Here is a 2,313-nt window from a genome sequence, read left to right on the forward strand (position 1 = left end):
GTGCGGGACCTGAGGGCGCGGGACCGGGGGTGCGGGGGAGTGCGGGACCGGGCGCGCGGGGAGGTCAGCCCGCCGGGGTGTTGTAGTTGACTATGCCCTCCACCATGAGGGCTGCCGCGCCCGTCAGCGGGCCCGCCGTTCCCCTCGCCACGACGTCGGGCAGTCTGTGCGCCTCCTCCTCGGTGACCGCCACCATGCCCCAGAACGCGTTGAAGCCCGACGGGTCCGCCGGTTTGTCGGCGGCCTCCCGCACGGTCACGACGCCGTCCGACTCGGCCAGCGCCAGCGCGCCCATCTGCCGCAGTATGTCCGGGTCCCGCTCCTCGGCCGCCACCACGCTCCATCCCGTCGTCTCCGTCCGCCGCAGCGCGGCGAGGAGCCGGCCGGCCGTGTCGGGGCCGGTCACCACGATGTCGGGCAGGACCAGCGCCACCGGCCCCCGCGTCAGCGGCAGAGCGGACCGGATCGCCCCGTCGAGACCCGGTCCGAACGACTCGTCCTGATAGACGAAGACCATGTGGAACGTCTGGGCGTAGCGGGCGAGATGCGCCACCGTCTCCAGCTTGTGGGCCCCGAACACGACGACCAGGCGCACATGGAGTCCGCTCTTGGTCAGTTCGACAACGGCCTCCAGGCTGCGGTCCAGCACGGTGACCCCCGGAGCCAGACAGTGCAGCTCCTTCGGGTAGGGCGCCCCAAAACGCGTTCCGAATCCGGCGCAGGGCAGGATGACCGAAACATCAGGGACGGGCAGGGACGAACTGTGCATCGAGCAGCTCTCCGGTGGTGTCGACGACGGGAACCTCGGGTACCTCGCGTACCTCGCCGGGCGCGGGCGGCCGGGAGGGCCGACGCCGCACCGTTCGGCCCCACGGCACGCTGGCGCTCACCGTAGTCACTGAGGGCGCTCGTGGGCGAGGGCCCGCCGGCCGCCCGCCCCCGTTCTAGGCGGCCCAAGTTTGTTCCGGAATGGCCGAGTTGACCCATCGGAAAGCCGGGACCCGCCGCCTCCCGGGCCCGGCCGGGCGCCGTCGGACGTGTAGCGTCACCACGGCCGGCGGCCCCCAACGAAAGAGGACACGGAATGCGGGTGTTGTTGTCTACCTACGGGACGCGCGGCGATGTCGAACCGCTGGTGGCGCTCGCGGTGCGGCTACGGGCGCGCGGTGTGGAGGTGCGGATGTGCGCCCCGCCGGACGAGGAGTTCGCCGGGCGGCTCGCGGGTATCGGGGTGCGACTGGTGCCGGTCGGGCCACCGGTACGGGAGATGATGCGCGGGTCGGCTCTGCCGTCGGCCGCGGAGCTGTCCCGGTACCGGGCCGAGATGCTGGAGACGCAGTTCGACGTCTTCCCCGCGGCGCTCGACGGGTGTGACGCGCTGGTGGCGGCCGGGCTGGCGCAGGTGGCCGCGCGGTCCGCGGCCGAGGCCGCGGGCGTCCGCTACGTGTACGTGAGTTACGCGGCGGTCCACCTGCCGTCGCCGCACCACGCACCGCCACCGCGGCCGGGCTGGCCGGAGCCGGAGGTGGACGACCACGCGGCACGGTGGGAGCTGGACGCCCGCAACGTGAACGCGCAGTTCGCCGAGGCGCTCAACGGCCACCGGGCGGCGATCGGGCTGCCCCCCGTGGACAACGTACGCGACCATGTCCTCACCGACCGGCCGTGGCTGGCGGCGGACCCGGTCCTGGGAGGCTGGCGGGAGACCCCGGGCCTCGACGTCGTACAGACAGGCGCGTGGAGCCTGCCGGACGAACGCCCGCTCCCGGCCGACCTGGTGGCGTTCCTGGACGCGGGCACGCCGCCGGTCTACGTGGGCTTCGGCAGCATGCGCCCGGCGCAGGACATCGGCCGTATGACCGTCGAGGCGATCCGGGCCCAGGGGCACCGTGTGCTCGTCTCCCGGGGCTGGGCGGACCTGGACCTGACCGACGACCGGGACGACTGCTTCGCCGTCGGCGAGGCCAACCACCAGCGCCTGTTCGGCGAGTTGGCCGCCGTGGTGCACCACGGCGGCGCGGGTACGACGTCGACGGCCGCCCGTGCGGGCACGCCACAGCTGGTGATCCCGCTCCAACTGTCGGACAACCCGTACTGGGCGGGCCGGGTCGCGGACCTGGGCATCGGCGCGGCGCTCGACGGTCCGCCGCCGACCGCCGATTCCCTGGACATCGCGCTCAAGACGGCCCTGGCACCCGGGACCAGGGCACGGGCGCGGGCGCTGGGCAGCCGGGTCCGTACCGACGGGGCGGAGGTGGCCGCGGGCCTGCTCGCCGGGGCGCTCGGATGAACGAGCGGCCCCGGGGCCGCTCG

Annotated in this window: 2 protein-coding genes; one reads left to right on the forward strand and one right to left on the reverse strand. The window is 74.1% G+C overall.

What is annotated here, in order from left to right:
• Window positions 1–64: 64 nt before the first annotated feature.
• On the reverse strand, window positions 65–769 hold the full coding sequence (locus DVH02_RS33860; protein ID WP_199566518.1) for an NTP transferase domain-containing protein: 705 nt from the start codon (window positions 767–769) through the stop codon (window positions 65–67).
• Between the two features lie 315 nt (window positions 770–1,084).
• On the opposite strand from DVH02_RS33860, the gene DVH02_RS33865 reads away from it, so the two are divergent.
• Entirely contained in the window at window positions 1,085–2,290 is a 1,206-nt protein-coding gene (locus tag DVH02_RS33865; RefSeq protein WP_114627658.1) for a glycosyltransferase, read from the forward strand.
• Window positions 2,291–2,313 lie beyond the last annotated feature (23 nt).

Origin of the sequence: Streptomyces corynorhini (assembly GCF_003346515.1) — a bacterium.
Classification (GTDB): Bacteria; Actinomycetota; Actinomycetes; order Streptomycetales; family Streptomycetaceae; genus Streptomyces; species Streptomyces corynorhini.

Coding starts and splice junctions, on each gene's coding strand:
- DVH02_RS33860 (WP_199566518.1), bottom strand. CDS start 769: ATGCACAGTTCGTCCCTGCCCGTCCCTGATGTTTCGGTCATCCTGCCC.
- DVH02_RS33865 (WP_114627658.1), top strand. CDS start 1,085: ATGCGGGTGTTGTTGTCTACCTACGGGACGCGCGGCGATGTCGAACCG.